18 protein-coding genes are annotated in these 18,047 nt (G+C 68.4%); 11 read left to right on the top strand and 7 right to left on the bottom strand.

All coding sequences use genetic code 11. From position 1 onward, the window contains the following. Nucleotide 1 precedes the first annotated feature (1 nt). Together kefC and kefF are read right to left on the bottom strand one after the other, a co-directional pair. Complete coding sequence (gene kefC, locus AB4Z27_RS23655; RefSeq protein WP_092300028.1) at nt 2-1,816, bottom strand: glutathione-regulated potassium-efflux system protein KefC; 1,815 nt, start codon at nt 1,814-1,816, stop codon at nt 2-4. Continuing rightward, on the bottom strand, nt 1,813-2,409 hold the full coding sequence (kefF, locus tag AB4Z27_RS23650) for a glutathione-regulated potassium-efflux system oxidoreductase KefF (protein ID WP_255370958.1): 597 nt from the start codon (nt 2,407-2,409) through the stop codon (nt 1,813-1,815). Before kefF ends, kefC begins: the two co-directional genes overlap by 4 nt. Nucleotides 2,410-2,741: 332 nt before the next feature. Between kefF and AB4Z27_RS23645 the strand changes: the two genes are divergently transcribed. Beyond that, complete coding sequence (locus AB4Z27_RS23645; protein WP_092300030.1) at nt 2,742-3,449, top strand: GNAT family N-acetyltransferase; 708 nt, start codon at nt 2,742-2,744, stop codon at nt 3,447-3,449. An 87-nt stretch (nt 3,450-3,536) separates the two neighbouring features. Here AB4Z27_RS23645 and AB4Z27_RS23640 read toward each other — a convergent pair whose 3' ends face one another. The 5 genes from AB4Z27_RS23640 to AB4Z27_RS23620 form a co-directional block, all read right to left on the bottom strand. Beyond that, nucleotides 3,537-4,028: an Lrp/AsnC family transcriptional regulator gene (locus AB4Z27_RS23640; protein ID WP_092300033.1), complete on the bottom strand. Its 492-nt coding sequence runs from the start codon at nt 4,026-4,028 to the stop codon at nt 3,537-3,539. Between the two features lie 229 nt (nt 4,029-4,257). Continuing rightward, entirely contained in the window at nt 4,258-4,878 is a 621-nt protein-coding gene (locus AB4Z27_RS23635) for an EF-hand domain-containing protein (protein WP_092300036.1), read from the bottom strand. Between the two features lie 165 nt (nt 4,879-5,043). Further along, complete coding sequence (locus AB4Z27_RS23630; RefSeq protein ID WP_255370959.1) at nt 5,044-5,742, bottom strand: general secretion pathway protein; 699 nt, start codon at nt 5,740-5,742, stop codon at nt 5,044-5,046. A gap of 80 nt (nt 5,743-5,822) precedes the next feature. Continuing rightward, entirely contained in the window at nt 5,823-7,043 is a 1,221-nt protein-coding gene (locus tag AB4Z27_RS23625) for a globin domain-containing protein (RefSeq protein ID WP_441645391.1), read from the bottom strand. 103 nt (nt 7,044-7,146) lie between these two features. Further along, complete coding sequence (locus AB4Z27_RS23620) at nt 7,147-7,599, bottom strand: RrF2 family transcriptional regulator (protein WP_092300042.1); 453 nt, start codon at nt 7,597-7,599, stop codon at nt 7,147-7,149. Between the two features lie 177 nt (nt 7,600-7,776). On the opposite strand from AB4Z27_RS23620, the gene gspG reads away from it, so the two are divergent. The 10 genes from gspG to gspE all read left to right on the top strand — a co-directional run bounded on the left by gspG (nt 7,777) and on the right by gspE (nt 18,034). Beyond that, a complete protein-coding gene (gene gspG, locus AB4Z27_RS23615; RefSeq protein WP_092300045.1) occupies nt 7,777-8,256 on the top strand; it encodes a type II secretion system major pseudopilin GspG in 480 nt (159 codons plus the stop codon). 29 nt (nt 8,257-8,285) lie between these two features. Continuing rightward, nucleotides 8,286-8,804, top strand: coding sequence for a prepilin-type N-terminal cleavage/methylation domain-containing protein (locus AB4Z27_RS23610; protein WP_441645390.1), 519 nt, complete (start codon nt 8,286-8,288; stop codon nt 8,802-8,804). Beyond that, on the top strand, nt 8,801-9,220 hold the full coding sequence (gene gspI, locus AB4Z27_RS23605; RefSeq protein WP_092300051.1) for a type II secretion system minor pseudopilin GspI: 420 nt from the start codon (nt 8,801-8,803) through the stop codon (nt 9,218-9,220). The genes AB4Z27_RS23610 and gspI overlap by 4 nt, the downstream gene beginning before the upstream one ends. Next, nucleotides 9,198-9,950, top strand: a complete 753-nt coding sequence (locus AB4Z27_RS23600) for a PulJ/GspJ family protein (protein WP_092300054.1) — start codon at nt 9,198-9,200, stop codon at nt 9,948-9,950. The genes gspI and AB4Z27_RS23600 overlap by 23 nt, the downstream gene beginning before the upstream one ends. Further along, entirely contained in the window at nt 9,947-10,960 is a 1,014-nt protein-coding gene (gene gspK, locus AB4Z27_RS23595; protein ID WP_092300057.1) for a type II secretion system minor pseudopilin GspK, read from the top strand. Before AB4Z27_RS23600 ends, gspK begins: the two co-directional genes overlap by 4 nt. Nucleotides 10,961-11,140: 180 nt before the next feature. Further along, nucleotides 11,141-12,634, top strand: a complete 1,494-nt coding sequence (gspL, locus tag AB4Z27_RS23590) for a type II secretion system protein GspL (RefSeq protein WP_441645389.1) — start codon at nt 11,141-11,143, stop codon at nt 12,632-12,634. Then, the gene (locus tag AB4Z27_RS23585) at nt 12,631-13,212 is read left to right on the top strand and encodes a type II secretion system protein M (protein ID WP_092300063.1); all 582 of its coding nucleotides are present in this window, start codon (nt 12,631-12,633) and stop codon (nt 13,210-13,212) included. Before gspL ends, AB4Z27_RS23585 begins: the two co-directional genes overlap by 4 nt. Continuing rightward, a complete protein-coding gene (locus AB4Z27_RS23580; protein WP_441593809.1) occupies nt 13,212-14,030 on the top strand; it encodes a type II secretion system protein N in 819 nt (272 codons plus the stop codon). The genes AB4Z27_RS23585 and AB4Z27_RS23580 overlap by 1 nt, the downstream gene beginning before the upstream one ends. Before the next feature lie 44 nt (nt 14,031-14,074). After that, nucleotides 14,075-16,468 (top strand): type II secretion system secretin GspD, encoded by a 2,394-nt coding sequence (gspD, locus tag AB4Z27_RS23575; RefSeq protein ID WP_092300396.1) that lies wholly within the window; start codon nt 14,075-14,077, stop codon nt 16,466-16,468. Nucleotides 16,469-16,477: 9 nt separating this feature from the next. Then, entirely contained in the window at nt 16,478-18,034 is a 1,557-nt protein-coding gene (gene gspE / locus AB4Z27_RS23570) for a type II secretion system ATPase GspE (RefSeq protein ID WP_255370960.1), read from the top strand. The last annotated feature ends 13 nt before the right edge of the window (nt 18,035-18,047 follow it).

Below are 18,047 nucleotides of genomic sequence, written 5' to 3'. Positions count from 1 at the left end.
ATCAGGACCACTCCGCGTCTTCCTGCTTCTGCCGCTGTTCGCGGTCCTGGCGGAACATTTCCTCAAGTTCGTCGCGCGCCTGCCGCGCCAGCGATACCAGCTTGGTCTGGTCGCGGTAGTGCGGGTAGAAACGGTCGATCGCCTGGATATTGTGACGCCGGAAGCGCAAGGCCACGCTGCGCGCGTCGGCCGGATCGATGCCCAGCCCCTCCAGCACGCGGCGGCCCATCATCAGCGAACCCTCGAACATCTCCCGCTCGAAGATCTCCACGCCGCGGTCCTTGAGCTGGTACACGTGCGAGACGTGGCGCGCCCGTGCGTAGATCTTCAGGTGCGGGAAGCGCGCTCGCACGCGGTCGATCAGCGCCAGGCTGTCTTCCATGCCCTCGATGGCCACCACGAGGATCTGGGCCGTGCCGGCGCCGGCCGCCTCGAGCAGGTCCACGCGGGTGGCGTCGCCATAGAACACCTTGAAGCCGAAGCCCTTGAGGAACTCGATCTGGTCCGGGTCGTGGTCGAGAATCGTCGCCGTAATGCCCTGCGAGTACAGCAGGCGGCCGACGATCTGGCCGAAGCGCCCGAAGCCGGCAATCAGCACCGGGTTGTGCTGCGGCGGGATCGCGTCGTCCTTACGGCGCGACAGCGCATGCAGGCGCGGCGCGATCAGGCGGTCGAAGACCAGCAGCAGCAACGGCGTGGCCACCATCGACAAGGCCACGACCAGCACCAGCAGCGCCTCCATATGCGGCGGCAGCAGGCCCGCGTGGGCGGCCACGCCGAACACCACGAAGGCGAACTCGCCGCCTTGCGAGATCAGCAGCCCGAACAGCAGCCACTGGCCGCGCGAGATGCCGAAACGGCGCGCCAGCAGCGCCAGAATCAGCGTCTTGACCGCGACGAAGCCCAGCACGAGGCCCAGCACCTGCCCCGGGGACTCGCTGAGCACGCCGAAGTCGATCGACATGCCCACTGCCATGAAGAACAGCCCCAGCAGCAGGCCCTTGAACGGCTCGATATCGGCCTCGAGCGCATGGCGGTACTCCGAATCCGCCAGCAGCACGCCGGCCACRAAGGTRCCGAGYGCCATGGAAACGCCCACCGCRTCCATCATCAGCGCGATGCCAACCACCAGCAGCAGCGCGAACGCAGTGAACATCTCGCGCATGTCCGTGCGGGCGATGAAGCGCAGCACCGGGCGCACCAGGTAGCGGCCCACCACCACCAGCAGCGCCATCACGGCCACCGCCTTGCCGGCGGTCTGCCAGGCTGGCGGGCCATGCGGTACCGCGCCGACGGCATCGGCGGCCAGCAGCGGCAGCAAGGCGATCATCGGGATCGCGGCRATATCCTGGAATAGCAGAATGCCGAAGCTKGCCGCGCCAGCCGGGGTGCCCATCAGGTTCCGCTCGGCCAGCGTGGCGAACGCGATGGCCGTGGAAGACAGCGCCAGGCCAAGCCCCGCCACCAGCGCSACCTGCCACGGCGCGCCCAGCAGCGCGGCCAGGATGCCCAGCACCACGGCACAGACCGCGAGCTGCGTCGTCCCGTAGCCGAAAATCGATTTCTTGAGGTTCTTGAGCTTGCGCGGCTCCAGTTCCAGGCCGATGACGAACATCATCATCACGACGCCGAACTCCGAGAAATGGAGGATCGACTCGACATTGGTGACCAGCCGCAGCGCGAACGGGCCGATGGCCGCGCCGGCGATCAGGTAGCCGAGCACCGCGCCGAGGCCAAGCCGCCGCGCCAGTGGCACCGCCACCACGGCCGCCACCAGGAACACCAGCAGCGCAATCAGGAAGTCATGCTGGTTCATGGCGCGTCCTCCGGCTCCTCGGACGGCACTTCATCGGCCGAGGCCACCTCGGGCGGTACCGGCTCGGGCGGCGCCAGATGCCGGGCCACATGCTCGACATGCAGCGCGATGGCCTCCGGATCGGCGTTGTTGGCATCGTGCAGCACCACCGGCGGCAGCCAGGTCATGCCGCATAGCACGGCGGTCTGCTCGAGCGGCAGCAGGAAATCGGCAATCGGATGGCCGTGGGAGCCGTCCGGCCCGTAGGCATCGGCGTGGCCGCCCGTGCTGACCACCACCAGCATCGACTTGCCGCGCAGCGCCGTGCCGCCTGGCCCGTAGGCCCAGCCGGGCTCGAGCACTTCGTCGATCCAGAGCTTCAGCAGCGCGGGCACGCTGTACCAGCGGACCGGGAATTGCAGGACGACCGTCTCGCTGGTGGAAAGCAGCCGCTGCTCGGCCACGACGTCGATGTCGTAATCCACATAAAGCCGGTAAAGCTCGCGCACGGCCACGTGCGGCAGGGCGGCCAGCGCCTCGGCGAGCGGACGGTTGACGCGGGAACGGCGGGGCGCGGGATGCGCATAGATCACAACGATGGGGGGCTCATGCATGGAGGGTGGCAAGGCGAAGATTCCGGTTAGCGTCTGATCACCACAGAGCGCTGGAAGTGTGCGGCGTTGCAGCAAATCCACACCGTCACCCATATGACGTTGTAGCCTCTCCGGCAACCGCTTGATTTTACGGGATTTTCTTGGCCGTCACAGTCTGATGCAATTTCCTGCGCCGACCATTGCGCCCGAAAGCTTACGCGACCCTGACAAATCCACTACAATACTTTTCGCATTGCAGCAACCTAGTGTTTGCCCCGAGATACGCCAAAAGTGGCTGGGCATTCACTGTGTGGGTGCTATTTTCATACTGATCGCAGCAAGAGGAAACCAAAGTGAACCCGCTCGAACTGAGCAAGGCCGTCGGTGCCGTAACCGATGAAGATCTTCGCCGTGCCGCCGAGGCCAGTGCCGCCAGCCGCTCCGGACATCGCCCCACCGTTCTGGTGCGGGAGTTGGCCGCGCATCACCGCTCGCGCCTGCTCAAGCATTTTCTCGCCCTGGGCGAGGAAGATCGCCTGCTCCGTTTTGGCCAGTCCGTTGGCGACCATGTGATCGAAGGCTACGTCGACAGCATCGACTTCGACCACGACACCGTGTTCGGCGTCTATGACGAAGACCTCGTGCTGATCGGCGTGGGCCACTTTGCCAACCTGCGCGACAACGCCCAGGGCCGCGTGGCCGAGTTCGGCGTGTCGGTGTCGCAGAGCGCGCGGGGCCGGGGCATCGGCAGCGCGCTGTTCGAGCGTGCCGCAATGCATGGCCGCAATACCAATGTCCGCACGCTGTACATGCACTGCCTGTCGCGCAATGCAGCGATGATGCACATCGCCAAGAAGGCCGGCATGAAGGTGCAATACGCCTATGGCGAGGCCGATGCCTACCTGGAACTGCCGCCCGCCGACACCGTGAGCCGCCTGACCGAGGCGCTCGACGAACAGGTGGCCGACCTCGACTACATGGTCCGCCGCAACCTGCGCGACGCACGGCGCTTCGGCCTGCGCTTCTGGCGCTCGCTGCTGCCGCAGAAGCACGTGATCTGACGGCTCGGCCCGTTATCGCACGAATCGCAAGACGAATCGACGCACCCTGGTGGTGCGTCGATTGCGTTTACGAGCCGATTTCGTCGATCAGTCGCCGGCCACCGGCAGCGCCGTGGTGTCCTTGATCGACTCCAGCGCGAAGCTCGAACGAACATCGATCACCGACGGATGGGCCAGCAACTGCTCCTGCATGAAGCGGGCGAAGTGCTCCATATCCTGCACATAGACCTTGAGCAGCAGGTCCATCTCGCCGGTCATGGCGTGGCACGCGGCCACTTCGGGCCAGTTCTGGATGGCCGCGCGGAACAGGTCCAGCGGCGCCTTGCCCTTGGGCGTGCCGCCCTGCTTCTCCAGCCGCACATTGATATAGGCGAGCAGCCCCAGCCCGATCTTGTTGGGCTCGAGCAGCGCCGCGTACTGGCGGATCACCCCGATTTCCTCGAGGCGGCGGATCCGGCGCAGGCATGGGCTCGGCGACAGGTTCACGCGCTCGGCCACTTCCAGGTTGGTCAGCCTCCCGTTGGTCTGCAGGACCTCCAGAATCTTGCGGTCGATCTTGTCCAGCTCCACCTTGCTCACGTTTTGTTGCTCCGCAGTATATTTGTCGGCAATTTTTTTGCGCAAATTTAGCAAGTCAGGCACAACTACGCAATTTATTTGATGAGGAATCCGCCTGAACCGCCCTCGACGTGCGCCGGCGGTGCGCCCCGGAGAGGCAAGGATGGTGCCAACTTCGGCACTTTCCGAGGTACTGAGGCAAAAAAAAGCGCGACCCGAAGGTCGCGCTTTCCAGCAGGGTGGCGAAGGCTTAGCCGCCGCTGCTCGACGGCACCGCCGGGGCCGAGGCGCCCGGACTGCGGCCAGGGCCGCCGTGGTGCTTCATGTGTTCGTCGCGCATCTTCTTCATGCTCGACTCCACTTCGGCGGTAGTCACCTTGCCGTCGCGGTTGGCGTCGATCGTGTCGAAGCGGTTGGCCATGCGCGGGAACGCGGCCTTGAACTCGTCACGGGTCAGCGCGCCGTCGTTGTTCTTGTCCGCCGCCTTGAACTTGGCTTCGAACTCGGCGCGCATCTTGGCGCGATGCTCCTCCATCGACGCCTTGCGGTAGGCCGCCAGTTCCGACTTGTCGAGCTTGCCGTCCTTGTTGGTATCGATCTTGGCGAACATCGCGTCGGCCTCGGCCTTCGAGATGGCGCCGTCGCCGTCCGTATCGACCGATTTCAGCCACATGCCGCCATGGTGGCCGGGGCCGCCGTGGTGACGGCCCATGTCGCCGCGCGGGGCGCCTGCCGGGCCCTGGGCGGCCGGCGGGGTGGTCGGTGCCGGGGCCGGCGTGGTGGCCTGGGCGAAAGCGGCGCCCGCGACCACGACCATGGCCGAGGCGGCCGCCAGCTTCTTCAGGATGTGCGTCGTGTGAGTCCGTTGCATGTCTGTGCTCCTTTTCGTCATGTTGGGCATGTACGGATTAGAACGCAGACGATCTCGCAAAGTTGGCACTTTTAATACGATGTTACGGGCCTCACAGAAAGGATGACTCGCGTAAACAGGCGAAAGACAGGCCAATATTGCGCAATGGTTTGAAACGGTGGCGGGTCAGCCGCCGCCAGGCGCRTCCGGCATGCCGCCGGGAGCCATCTGGGCCGGCGCCACCTGGGGCTGCGGCTGCATGGTCTGCGGCGGCGGCGGTTGATAGGGCTGCTGAGGTGGCTGGGCCGGTTGCGCCATCGCGCCAGCCGTCACGGACGGCGGCGGTGCGAGGTTGGCCGGCGGTTGCAGCGGCGTGGAGAGCGGCGCGGCAGCCCCGGAAGGCGGGGCCGCCGGCGCGGTGCCACGGCTGCCGGCGCTGACGCCGGTCTGGAGCGGCAGCGCGATTTCCTGCCGCACGCCGTTGCGTTCGATCACGATGTTGCGGCCATGGATCTCGGTCAGCTTGATCTGCGGCGACAGCGACGTCCCGGCGCGCACGGACTTGGCCGGCCCGCCATCGAGCGAAAGGATGGCGGCGGCCGGGCCCACGCCATCGAGGTCCGCCACCACGCCGATCAACTGCACGTCACGCACGCCCGACTGGGCGCTGCCGCCGAACAGCGTAGCCACGGCGCCCGTCTCTACTGCCTCCGTCTGCGCCACACGCGCGCTCTTGGGCACCGGGATCGTGCGCATCGCGCTGAACGCGAGCACCCAGTGCGTCACCAGCGCGCACAGCGCCACAAATAGCAACAGCCCCGCGACGCGGGGCAGCCAGGGAGCGGAGAGGTCGAAGCGAAGCGGAGACCGGGAAAGGGTGGCCACGAGACAGTACGCCGGCACGCCGGCGATCAAAGAAGATCGCCTAGCGTACCAGACGCGTGTGTCGGCTGTCAGTCAGCGGGTCAGAGCAGGTCGTCCAGCAGGTCCGGACCGAACACTTCGCGATGGATATGGCCCACMGGAATCCCCGCCGAGATCAGCGCCAGGCGCTGGGCCTGCATGAACCCGATCGGACCGCACATATAGACCTGGCCGTCCTGGAACGCGGAGGTTTCCTCGGTGGTCAGCAGCGCGTGGATCGGCAGCGTGCCGACGTGGTCGTAGTCATGCCCCGCCACGTCGCCGTCCTGGGGCGTCTCGTAGCTGATATGGGTACGCAGGTTGGGCATGCGTTCGCGCGCCCAGGCCAGGTCCTTGCGATGGGCATGGTGACGGCCATGGCGCGCGGCGTGGGCGAACAACACCGGACGGTTCGGGTTCTCCAGCGCCAGCGTGCGCAGCACCGAGATCATCGGCGTGATGCCGATACCGGCCGACATCAGCACCATCGGCGTGTTGCCAGCCAGCGCGGGCGCGAAGTCGCCCCACGGCGTGCTCACGTTCAGCGTCGTGCCAACACGGGCGGTGTCATGCAGCCAGTTGGAGACGGCGCCGGCCGGGGTCTCGGCATTGCCGGCCTCGCGCTTGACCGAGATGCGCCACGTCGCCACACCACGTTCGGCGGAGAGCGAATACTGGCGCAGCTGACGGCCGCCATCGGGAAAATTGGCTTCCACGCTGATGTACTGGCCCGGCGCGAAGTCGCGCAGCGGCGYGCCATCCTCGGCGGCGAGGGTCAGCGCGACCACGGCATCGCCTTCGTTTTCGCGGCGCACCACGCGTACGGCCTGCAGCTCGCCCGCCTTCACGTTGTGGCGGTCATAGAGGCGTGCTTCGGCGGCGATCAGTTCGCCGGCCAGCAGCCAGTAGGCTTCGTCCCAGGCGGCCATCAGGGGCGGCGTGGCGGCGTCGCCGAGCACGGCGGCAATCGCTTCGAGCAGGTGCTTGCCGACGATCGGGTAGTGCGCGGAGGTCAAACCCACGGCCACGTGCTTGTGGACRATGCGCTCCACCACGGGCGCGAGCACGTCGGCGCGATCCACATTGGCGGCGTAGGCGAACACGGCGGAGGCCAGCGACTGCTGCTGCGCGCCATTGGCCTGGTTGCCCATGTTGAACAGCCGGGTCAGTTCCGGCCGCGCGGCGAACATTTCTCGATAGAAGTGCGTCGTGATGGCAAGGCCGTGCTCACGCAGCACGGGAACGCTGGCATCGATGTAGGGGCGGGAAGCTGCCGACAGCATTTGGAAAACTCCGATTAATTATCATGCATACTAGATGCATGTTTTATCGCACAATAAAACCGGCGCATGGCTCGGGGGTCCGGGATCTGATGTCCCGGAACCGTCAGGCTGCTCGCCGGTTCAGGAAATTACGATGCAGGGTGATGATCGACTCGGCGGTACGGCTGCCAATGACATCGCCCAGGGACACGCCGTCCAGCGCGCGGTAGAAGGCCTCCTCGGCCTCGTCCAGCGCCAGCTTCAGCCGGCAGTTGCCCTTGAGCGCGCACGGCGGATCAGCGCAGTCGACCACCGACTTGTGCCCTTCCAGCTCGCGCAGGATCGTGCCCACCGACAGCCGTTCCGCACCCGGCCCAAGCTGCAGGCCGCCGTGGCGGCCACGCGTGGCCGTGATCCAGCCGAGCTTCGACAGCCGCGCGGCCACTTTCACGAGGTGGTTGTGCGAGATGTCGAATTGCTGGCCGACCTCGGCAATCGTGATCGGCCGGGTGCCATCCGCCCGCGATACATACATCAGCAGGCGCAGCGCATAGTCGGAAAAACGGGTCAGTTGCATCGTGGTTGAAATACTAGATAAGATGCATTGAAGATGCAAGATATAAATGCATGCCTGCCGGCTACGCCACACCCCACACGAAACAGTCACGCCATGGGGGTTATACTTTCTGGCCATACCCGGCCGTGCCTGCCCGTCAGGCGCGGAATGTCCATCCCCATAAGGCCAGACACCACGATGCGCAGATTCGCCAACTTCTCCTCCACCCGCACGCCCGCCACTGCCCGCCCGCATGGCCAGCGCCGTGCCCGCGGCTTCACCCTGATCGAAATCATGGTGGTGATCGTCATCCTGGGGGTGCTGGCAGCGCTGGTGGTGCCCAAGATCATGAGCCGCCCGGACGAAGCCCGTATCGTGGCCGCGCGCCAGGATATCTCGTCGATCATGCAGGCGCTCAAGCTGTATCGCCTCGATAACGGCCGCTATCCGACCACCGAGCAAGGCGTGCAGGCGTTGGTCAGCAAGCCGACCACCGAGCCGGTGCCGAACAACTGGAAGGGCGGCGGCTACCTCGAAAAGCTGCCGAAAGACCCCTGGGGCCATGCCTACCAGTACCTGAACCCCGGYGTGCGCGGCGAAATCGACGTGTTCAGCTTTGGCGCCGACGGCCAGGCCGGCGGCAGCGCCAACGACGCCGATATCGGCAACTGGGAATAAGTCCTCCCGCCTCCTGCCCCTTCATCGACATGGYCCCGGCGACGCCCGCCTTGCTCCCGCGCCGCCCTTGCCCGCAGCGCCGCCGGCCCGCCGGCTTCACGCTGCTCGAACTGCTGGTGGTCATGGTGATCGCCGGCATCGTCATCTCCCTGGTGGCCGTCAATGCCTCGCCCAATGAGCGGGGCCGTGTGCTCGATGACGGCCAGCGCATCGCCCGCCTGTTCGAACTCGCCCAGGAAGACGCCCAACTGGGCGCCCGCCCGCTGGCCTGGGAGGGCGATGCCGGCGGCTGGCGCTTCCTGGAATCCACCCCGCAAGGCTGGGTGCCGATGCGCGCCGATGTTTTCGCGCCCGGCCACTGGCGGCTGGGGCTGGACAGCGTGATGATCGTCGAAGGCGGCCGGCGCGTGGGCACCGGCCCGCAGCGGCTGGTATTCGGCCGCGAACTGGTGGACGAGCCGCAGCGGCTGGTCCTCACGCGCGGCGACATCCGCGTGGACATCACCGGCGATGGCAGCGGTCGCTACCAGGCCACGGTGCCGCAATGAGCCGCCGCCCTGCCTCCCGATCGACCCTCCGCCAGCAATACCGATCCGGCTTCACGCTGATCGAGGTGCTGGTGGCGCTGACCATCCTCGCMGTGGCGCTCACGGCCGCCATGCGGGCGATGGGCTCGATGACCGAGTCGAGCGCCGCGCTGCAATCGCGCATGTTGGCCGAATTCAGCGCCGAGAACCATTTCGCCACGCTGCGGCTCTCCAAGACCTGGCCTGAACCCGGCACGCGCGGCTACGACTGCCCGCAGGGCGGCACCCCGCTCTGGTGCGAGGAATCGGTCTCGGGCACCCCCAATCCGTCGTTCCGGCGCGTGGAAATTGCCGTGTACCCGTCGGCCACCGACAAATCGGTCAGGCTGGCCTGGCTCGTCACTTTGGTTCCCAATGAAACGCGCGGCGTCCTCTGAGCGGCCCTCCCCCCGCAGCCGGCGTGGCGGCTTCACGCTGCTGGAGATGCTCGTCGCCATCACCCTGCTGGCCGTGATGGCCGTGATTGGCTGGCGTGCGCTGGATTCCCTGACGCGCAGCCGCGAACGCCTGACCGATCACGACGCACGCCTCGACGCCCTGAAGGTGCTCTACGGCCAGTTCCAGTCCGATTGCGAGCACCTGGCCAATCCCACCCAGCTCCAGGCCAGCCCCGTGGAACTCGGCGCCAACCAGYTGATGCTGGTGCGCGACCGCCGCGACGAAGGCCAGCCCACCGCCTGGCAGGTGGTGGTCTACCGTGTGGATAACAACACGCTGGTCCGTATGGCCAGCCGCCCCGCGCTCTCACGCAACGCGGTGCAGGGTGCGATGGTGAACCTGCGCCAGGGCGCGCCCGGCGGCGCCCAGGTGCGGCCACTGCTGCCCGATACGGCCGAACTGGCCGCGCGGGTCTGGGTGGAGCCGGCCGGCTGGCAGGCCGAGAACGGCCGGGTGCGGGCCGCGCTGATGCAGCAGAGCGCCATCGACAGCGCGGCGGCGCAGGCCGCAACCGCAGCCGGCACCGCTGGCGCAAGCGACGCGGACGCCGGCCCCGCCAACATCAACGGCAATGCCACGCTGCGCGCGCTGGAGCTGACCGTGCTGGCAAAGATGGGCGATGGCGACGCGCCACGCCGGTTCCAGAAAGTCTGCATGACCGGCCTATGAACGCGCGCCCTGCCCTCCCTCGCCACCGTACCCACCAGCGCGGCGCCGCCGTGGTCACGGCCCTGCTGATGGTGACGCTTGCCGTGGTCATCGTCTCCGGCATGCTGTGGCGCCAACAGGTGCAGATCCGGTCGATCGAGAACCAGCGCCTGACCGCGCAGGCCGCGTGGATCGAGCGCGCGGCCGTGGACTGGGCGCGGCTGATCCTGCGCGACGACCAGCGCCGCTCCAACGTCGACTATCTCGGCGAGCCGTGGTCGGTGCCGGTGGCGGAGACGCGGCTGTCCGACTTCCTCGGCGCCGGGCTGCGCACGGACCAGGCCGGGGAGACCTCGTTCCTGTCTGGCCGCATCGTCGATGCCCAGGCGCGCTTCAACCTCAACAACCTCTATATCTGGAACGCCTCGGGCAGCGGGCGCGTGGTGGAGATCGACCTGCCCTCGCTGCTGGTTTACCGCCGCCTGCTTCAAACGCTCGGCATGAATCCGTCGCTGGCAGAGCCGACCGCGCAGTATCTGGTACGCGCGGCACGCGGGGCGTCGCCCGACGGCCAGCCCGTGCCGCGCCCGCCCGACACCGCCGCCGACCTGCTCGCCATTCCCGGCTACAACCCGGAGATGGTGGCCGCGCTGGACCCGTTCATCGCCTTCCTGCCCGAACGGACCAAGATCAATGCCAACACGGCCGAGCCCGAGGTACTGGCCGCCGCCATCGACAAGCTGCCGTTGGACCGCGCCCGCGAGCTGGTGCGCCAGCGCGACCGCGCCTACTTCCGCAATACSGGCGACATCAGCACGCAGCTGCGCGCCGTCGCGCCGCAGGCCGGCAGCACCGCCGGCGAAGCGCTTGAGGTAAGCACCCACTATTTCCTGGTGTATGGTCTGGTGCGGCACGAGCGCGCGCGGCGGCTGCAGGTGTCGTTGGTCCAGCGCGCGTCCACGCTCGGGAGCGGCAACACCACCCGTGTACTCTGGGTGCGCGACACCGACCGCCTGCCGGAGGCGCCCTGAGTCATGCGGGCACCCCCGGGTGCGGCATGCTCCATAAATGTCGGACAAACGTCGAGACCAGATTCAGACAGGACTGTATTGACGTGCTTTAGTCACACAGGCAAGGTACGCTGTTGCGCCGAACCCGGGCGGCCTGCCGCGCCGCCCCACCCCGACCGAGCGATTCCATTTAGGTAACCCTTGAGCACCACCCTCTACGTCCGCCTGCCGCAACGGCCGCACGACCAGCCGCAACCGTGGCAGTTTGGCGCCATGGCTTTTGCATTGGTCCGCACGCCGGTGGCGGACAAGAGCCGCCGCCCGGGCCTGCCCCACGCCCCCGAACTGTTGCGCGAAGGCCACGCATTGGCCGCCGACATGCCGGCGGCGGACCGCCTGGTGCTGATCGTGGCCGCCTCAGACGTGCTGCTGACCACGGCGATGGTGCCYCCGCTGCCGCCCGCGCGGCTGCGGCTGGCCCTGCCGAATCTGGTCGAGGACATGCTGGCGACGGACGCCGCCCCCTGCCATATCGCGCTCGGGCCGGCGCTGGACCCGACGGCGACCGCCCGTGGCGCGCGCCGCCGCCTGCTGATGGTGACGGACCGCGCCTGGATGCGCGCCGCGCTCGACAACTTTGCCGAACACAAGCACCGCCGCCGCCACGTGGTGGCCGCGCAGCTTTGCCTGCCGTTGCCGGAACCGGTCGAAGCGGTGCCGGCCGACGCCGAGGCGCCCGAGCCCGTGCTGGCTGGTGCCGGCGCTGCCCAACCGGCGCCTGCCGTGGCTGCATCGAAGCCCACCGCCCCAGTCCAGCCKGCCACGYTGATCGTGGAGGCGGCTGCCACRGCACTTTCGCAATCCGCCTCGTTGCTCGACGTCACGGCCACCGCCACGACGGAAGCGACGCGCATGTGGCAGGTCACGGCCCGCACCGGCCAGTACGAGGGTTTCGGCCTGATGCTGGGCGATGCCGCGCTGGCGGCCTGGCAGGCGCTGGCTCCGGCCGGCCAATGGCATGGCGACGCTACGGCGCRCGCGCACGCCCCGGTGCCGGCACTCCACGCGCAGCCGCCGGTCGCCCGTGCCTCGCGGATTTCCGATGCCTGGCGCCTCTGGCTGGTTGGCGCCGAAGACTGCCTGCAGAATCCCCAGCTCGACCTCGCCCAGTTCGAATTCGCGCAGGGCCGCATGGATCGCTGGAACCTGCGCGCGTGGCGCCTGCCCGTGGCGCTGGCCATCGGCCTGCTGCTGGTGCAGATCATCGGCGTGAATATCCAGTGGCTGCTGCTGCGCAACGAGGCGAAGCGGGTCGAGGCCGCGCAGGCGGACCTGCTCCACACCGCCTTCCCCAATGTGCCGCAGATCGCCGAGCCGCCCTTGCTGATGCGCCGCCAGGTGGAACAGCTGCGCACGGCGAGCGGGCGTAGCGTGCCGGGCGATTTCCTGCCGCTGGCCGATGGCTTCGCGCGCGGCGCCCAGCAGTTGCCGCCCGATGCGCTGCTGGCGCTGGAATACCGCGCGGGCACGCTCTATGTGACGCTGAAACCCGGCACCAACACCGGCGCGCTGCGCAACGCGGTGCGCCAGACCGGCCTGCAGATGGAAGAAGACAAGAATCCGCCGGACGCCGCGCGCGGCGGCAGCTCGCCCCCGCAGGGCGCCACGCGCTGGACCGTGAAGGCCGCATCATGAAAATGTCGCGTCCCTCCGCCCGGCCCAGCGCCCTCTCCGCCCGCTTCGCGCGCCTGAAACCGCGTGTGCCGGAACGCTGGCGCGAACGCTTCGACGCCTTCTGGAACGCCCGCAACCCGCGCGAGCAGGCCATCCTCGGCGGCGGCGCCGTGTTGCTGGTGCTCGTCTTCGGCTACCTGCTGCTGTGGGAACCGGCCGCCGATGGCCGCGCCCGCCTGAATCGCAATCTGCCGCAGATGCGCGCGGACCTTGCCGAGATGGAAACGCTGGCGCACGAGGCACGCGGCCTGGCCGCCAGCCCGGCCCCCACGCTGCGCGGCGATGCCCTGACCCAGGCGCTGCAGGACAGCATGGGCCAGCATGGCCTGAAGCCGACCAGGCTGGCGCCGACCGGCGACAATGCCGTGCAGCTTCAACTCGATAAAGTACCGTTCGGCGCAGTGGCCGGCTGGCTCCAGGACGTACGCGCGCAGCAGCGGCTCAAGGTGGTCGATGCCCGTATCGCCTACGTGGGCGCGACGGCGCTGGTCAACGTGACCGCCACACTGCAAGGCCCCGGCTCGGGCGGCCGAAACTGATGGTCCGGCTGGAATCGCTGCGTCTGACGCGCCGGCGCGCGCCCGTGGCGCGTGGCTGGAAGCGCGTGCGCTGGGCGCTGCTGGGCGTCGCCACGGTAGCCGTGACGGTAGCGGCCTGCGCGCCCGCCGCATGGCTGGCCGAGAGCGTGGCCAGCCGCACGCAGCGCCGGGTACTRCTGGCCGACGCGGCCGGCACGATCTGGCACGGCAGCGCCACGCTGGCGCTCTCCGCCGGCGCGGGGAGCCAGACCGCGACGGTCCTGCCGGGCCGGCTCGAATGGAACGTGGCGGGCTGGCCGCTGTTGGTCGGGACGCTGCGCGTGGCGCTGGCGCACACCGAGGCCATGGCGGCCCCGGTGACGCTGGCTGTGACACCGACCGGCTGGACCGCGCAGGCCGGCGCCATCCGCCTGCCGGCCGCGCTGCTGGAAGGCATCGGCGCCCCGTTCAACACGTTGCGGCCGGACGGCCAGATGCGGATCGACTGGTCCGCGCTGCGCGGCCAGTTCGGCGACAAGAAGACCGGCAGCCAGACTTTCGGGCACCTGACGTTGCAGTTCGACCAGGTGTCCTCCGCCGTGAGCCGGCTACGTCCACTCGGCAGCTATCGCGCCGAAGTGGACCTGGCCGGCGTGGACGGCAAGCTGCAACTGAAGACCACGGCCGGACCGCTGTACCTGGAGGGCAGCGGCACCCTGGGCCGGCAGGCACGCTTCGAGGGCACGGCCCGTACCGACCCCGACGCCGCCACGCAACTGGCAGGGCTGTTGAGCCTGCTGGGTAGACATGAGAACAACGTGACACGGCTGCGCTTCTGAGCCACCACTAGCCCTTGACCGAGCGCAGCACGCCTAGAACCATGATGACAACGCACGCACACCACCGCTTTCTCCGTACCGCCTGCGCCCGCGCCACCGCGCTGCTGTGCGGCCTGTCCCTGCTGGCCCCTGCCCCGCTGTGGGCCCAGGGCCAGGGCCAGCCGCCGCAGCCCAACGACATCACGCCGCGCACGCAGAACCGTGACCAGGTGGTGCTGAACTTCGTCAACGCCGACCTCGACTCGGTGGTCAAGGCGGTAGGCCAGGCCACGGGCAAGAACTTCGTCATCGATCCGCGCGTGAAGGGCACGGTGAATCTGGTGACGGAGCAGCCGGTGTCGCGCGCGCAGGCACTGGAGACGCTGGGCTCGGTGCTGCGCATGCAGGGCTATGCGATGGTAGAGAGCAACGGCTTCACCAAGGTGGTGCCCGAGGCCGACGCCAAGCTGCAGGGCTCGCCCACCGTGATCGGCGCCGGCTCGAGCCGGGGTGATCAGGTCGTCACGCAGGTGTTCCGGCTCAACTACGAGTCCGCCAACAACCTCGTGCCGGTGCTGCGCCCGATGATCGCACCGAACAACACGATCACCGCCTACCCGGCCAACAACACGCTGGTCATTACCGACTACGCCGACAACCTGCGCCGGCTGGCCCGCATCATCGCCGCCGTGGATGCGCCGGCGTCGGGCGAAGTCGAACTGATTCCGCTGAAGAACGCCATCGCCAGCGACGCCGCCGTGGTCCTGCAACGGCTGCTCGACCCGTCGGCCTCCGGCGGCGCCGGCGGCGGCGCGGCCCCCGGGGGCGATGCCAGCCTGCGCACCTCGGTCGTGGCCGAGCCACGCACCAACTCGCTGATGATCCGCGCCTCCAGCCGCGCGCGCGTGCAGCAGGCGCGCCAGCTGATCGAGAAGCTCGACCAGCCCTACGCCCGCCCCGGCAATATCTGGGTGGTGCCGCTCAAGAACGCCGATGCGGTSAAGCTGGCGGCCACGCTGCGCGCCATCGTCGCCGCCGACACCAGCTTCGCCAGCTCCACGCAGCAGGGCGGGGCGGCCGGCGCGGGCGCCAACACCGCCACGTCCGGCGCGTTCCAGAACCAGGCGTCRACGCAGAGCGGCCAGTACGGCGGCGGCTCGTCCAGCAGCGGCGGCTATGGCCGCTCGGGCTCSTCGGGCGGTTCGGGCTTCGGCGGCGGCGGCTCGAATGCCTTCTCGTCGTCGTTCGCGGTCAACCAGCAGCCGACCACCGGCGGCACGATCCAGGCCGACCCGACCACCAACGCGCTGATCATCACCGCCAGCGARCCGGTCTACCGCAACCTGCGCGCCGTGATCGACGACCTCGACGCGCGCCGCGCGCAGGTCTACATCGAGTCGATGATCGTGGAAGTGACCGCCACGCAGGCCAGCGAACTGGGCATCCAGTGGCAGGGCCTGATCAACTCGGGTGGCAACGCCATCGGCTTCGCGGGCACGAACTTCGGCTCGGGCGGCAAGAACATCATCAACCTGACCGGCGCCATCGCGGCCATCAACAACGACAGCACGGCGGGCATCGCGGCCGCCACGCAGCTGGTGCCGGACATCGGCGGCCTGAACCTGGGCGTGGTCAACAAGGCCATCGGCCTCGGCGCGCTGCTGCGCGCCCTCGGCAGCAACGACAGCGTGAACCTGCTCTCCACGCCGAACCTGATCACGCTGGAGAACGAGGAAGCCAAGATCCTGATCGGCCAGAACATTCCGATCACGACCGGCTCCTACGCCCAGACCGGCAGCTCGGCCTCGGTCACGCCGTTCCAGACCTTCGACCGCAAGGACGTCGGCATCACGCTGCGCGTGCGGCCGCAGATCACGGACGGCGGGCTGGTGAAGATGCAGATCTACCAGGAGTCCTCGTCGGTGGTGGCCAACACGATCAACGCCACGCAGGGCCCGACCACCAACGTGCGCTCGATCGAGACCAACGTGCTGGTGGATGACGGCCAGATCATCGTGCTGGGCGGCCTGATCGAGGACAGCTACGGCGACGGCGTGCAGAAGGTGCCGCTGCTGGGCGACATTCCCTACCTCGGCGCCCTGTTCCGCTACGAGAACAAGAACCGCAAGAAGACCAACCTGCTGGTGTTCCTGCGCCCGTACATCATGCGCACGGCACAGGCCACCGACCGCCTGACGCAGGACCGCTACGAGTACATCCGCGGCCAGCAGCAGGGCTTCGTCTCGCCTAACATGTTCGTACGCGACAAGGACACCCCAGTGCTGCCGCCGGCGGACGCGCCGGGCGCGCCGTTCGTCGATCCGCGTTACAACGGGCCGGTGCAGAGCCCGCTGCCGCTGGACCCGACCCTGCCTGCCGCGCCGTCGCCGGCCCCGCAGGCAGCGCCGCGCCCGATCTCCAAGGGCTCGCAAGCCACCGATACGCCACGCGCCGGTTAAAGGCTAACCATGGCCACCGAAACTATCGACAACACCGCCCTGCCGGCACCGTCGGCACCGGCACCTGCACCACTCGAGCCGCCCTCGCCGATGGCGGCGCGGCTGGTCTCGTACTCGTTTTCGCGCGAAGCGCCGCTGCTGATCGCCCACCAGCGCCCCGATGGCGTGGAGGTCTGGGTCAGCCGCGCCACGGCGCCACAGGCGCTGGCCGAGGTGGCCCGCGTGCACGGCGCGCTGCAACTGCGCGTGCTGGAGCCGGACGCGCTGATCGCGGCGATCTCCGATGCCTACAACCGCCAGGACGGCAGCGCCGCCCAGGTGGTGGGCGAGGTGGAGGGCGAAGTCGACCTGTCGCGGCTGATGCAGGACATTCCCGCCGTGGAAGACCTGCTCGAGTCCGAGGACGACGCGCCGATCATCCGCATGATCAACGCCCTGCTGACCCAGGCCGCGCGCGAGCAGGCCTCGGATATCCATATCGAGCCGTTCGAGTCGTCGTCYGTGGTGCGCTTCCGGGTGGATGGCACGCTGCGCGACGTGGTGCGGCCCAAGAAGGCGCTGCACGGCGCGCTGATCTCGCGGATCAAGATCATGGCGCAGCTCGACATCGCCGAGAAACGCCTGCCGCAGGACGGCCGCATCACGCTGCGCGTGGGCGGCCGGCCGGTGGATGTGCGCGTCTCCACGCTGCCCACCGGCCACGGCGAGCGCGCGGTGCTGCGTCTGCTCGACAAGGAAGCCGGCCGGCTGGACCTCGCCAAGCTTGGCATGGCGCCCAATACGCTGGGCGGCTTCGATCACCTCGTGCGCCAGCCGCACGGCATCGTGCTGGTGACCGGGCCGACCGGTTCCGGCAAGACCACCACGCTGTACGCGGCACTGTCGCGGCTCGACGCGCGCACCACCAACATCATGACGGTGGAAGACCCGATCGAGTACGACCTGGACGGCATCGGCCAGACCCAGGTCAATCCCCGCATCGACATGACATTCGGCAAGGCCCTGCGCGCGATCCTGCGGCAGGACCCGGACGTGGTGATGATCGGCGAAATCCGTGACCTGGAGACGGCGCAGATCGCCGTGCAGGCCTCGCTGACCGGCCACCTGGTGCTGGCCACGCTGCACACCAACGACTCGGCCTCGGCCGTGACGCGTCTGGTCGATATGGGGATCGAGCCGTTCCTGCTGTCGTCGTCGCTGCTCGGCGTGCTGGCGCAGCGGTTGGTACGCCGGCTGTGCCCGCACTGCAAGCGCGAGGAAGTGATCGAAGTGACACCCGCCGAGGCCGAGATCCTGCACGCGCAGGGCAAGCCGCTCCAGCGCGTGTGGCACGCCGTGGGCTGCGACAAGTGCGGCCATTCGGGCTATCAGGGCCGGATGGGCGTCTATGAACTGCTGACCGTGGATGCCGACATCCAGACCATGATCCACCGCCAGCAGCCCGAATCCGAGATCAAGCAGGTGGGGCTGGCCAAGGGCATGCACACCATGCGGGCCGATGCCCAGCGCTGGATCGACAGCGGCGCCACGTCGCTCGAAGAAGTGCTGCGCGTGACGCGCGAATAGCCGGGAGCCGCAC

Origin of the sequence: Cupriavidus sp. KB_39 (assembly GCF_052114485.1) — a bacterium.
GTDB lineage: Bacteria > Pseudomonadota > Gammaproteobacteria > Burkholderiales > Burkholderiaceae > Cupriavidus.
Note: the sequence above shows the minus strand (reverse complement) of the source record. Positions and strands in the feature narration are given on the sequence as shown.

Bases quoted from the DNA above. Each gene is read 5' to 3' on its own strand.
- kefF (WP_255370958.1), bottom strand. From the start codon at position 2,409: ATGCATGAGCCCCCCATCGTTGTGATCTATGCGCATCCCGCGCCCCGC.
- AB4Z27_RS23635 (WP_092300036.1), bottom strand. From the start codon at position 4,878: ATGCAACGGACTCACACGACGCACATCCTGAAGAAGCTGGCGGCCGCC.
- AB4Z27_RS23620 (WP_092300042.1), bottom strand. From the start codon at position 7,599: ATGCAACTGACCCGTTTTTCCGACTATGCGCTGCGCCTGCTGATGTAT.
- AB4Z27_RS23585 (WP_092300063.1), top strand. From the start codon at position 12,631: ATGAAAATGTCGCGTCCCTCCGCCCGGCCCAGCGCCCTCTCCGCCCGC.